Raw genomic sequence first — 874 nt, 5'->3', positions numbered from 1 at the left:
GTCTGGGGCGGAGCCCCCGGAACGGGGTGCGGGGCCTGCCCCGGGGGCTTCCGGGCAGGGCCTACGCTGGGCGGGTGGAAGTACTGTCGTCACTCGCCCCGCTCGCGCAGTCGCTCGCCGCCCTGCCGCCCTCCCTCGGCGTCACCCGCGTGATCGGGATCGACGGGCACGCCGGCAGCGGCAAGAGCACCTTCGCCGGCCGGCTCGCCGAGGCGCTCGGCGGGGCGCCCGTGCTGCACCTGGACGACGTGGCCACCCACGCGGAGCTCTTCGGCTGGTGGGACCGGCTGCGGGTGCAGGTGGTGGAGCCCCTGGCCGCCGGGCGGCCCGCGCGCTGGGCCCCGTACGACTGGGAAGGTCGCCGGTTCGGACCCGAGCGGGTGCTGGAGCCCGCCCCGGTGCTGCTGGTCGAGGGGGTCGGGGCNGGTCGGGGCCGGGGGGGCGCGAGCGGCGCCCGCATCTGGCGCGGCTGCTGTGGATGGAGACCCCCCGTGAGGCCTCCTGGGGGCGGGGACGGCAGCGGGACGGGCGCGAACTCTCCGCCTTCTGGGACGGGTGGGAGCGCGCGGAGCTCGCGCACTTCTCGGACGACCCTTCGCGCCCCTTCGCGAACACTTTGGTGCACCAGAGCGGTACGGGATACGAGTGGACTTCAGGGATTTCTGCGACGCCCGGAACGCCCTCCGCGCTCACCGACGGTGACGGACTCCCCCAGACCTGAGCCCTCCCCCACGACGGACGCCCCAGGGGGCTCCCCGACCCGCTTGACCCGGGCCCGGATGCGGCCTTACGTTCTGAATGCGCGGTCTGCGAAGGCCGCAGCGGACGCGAAGCCCCCGGTTGTTCCCCCGTGATCGGGGGCTTCGTTCTGCCT

At 75.1% G+C, this 874-nt stretch carries 1 pseudogene; it reads left to right on the top strand.

The window, feature by feature from the left end:
* Nucleotides 1-83: 83 nt before the first annotated feature.
* Nucleotides 84-721: pseudogene (locus VR44_RS32575) on the top strand (uridine kinase family protein).
* Nucleotides 722-874: the final 153 nt, after the last annotated feature.

The organism is Streptomyces katrae (assembly GCF_000966975.1).
Lineage (GTDB): Bacteria > Actinomycetota > Actinomycetes > Streptomycetales > Streptomycetaceae > Streptomyces > Streptomyces katrae.
This window is presented reverse-complemented; position numbering and strand designations above follow the sequence as displayed.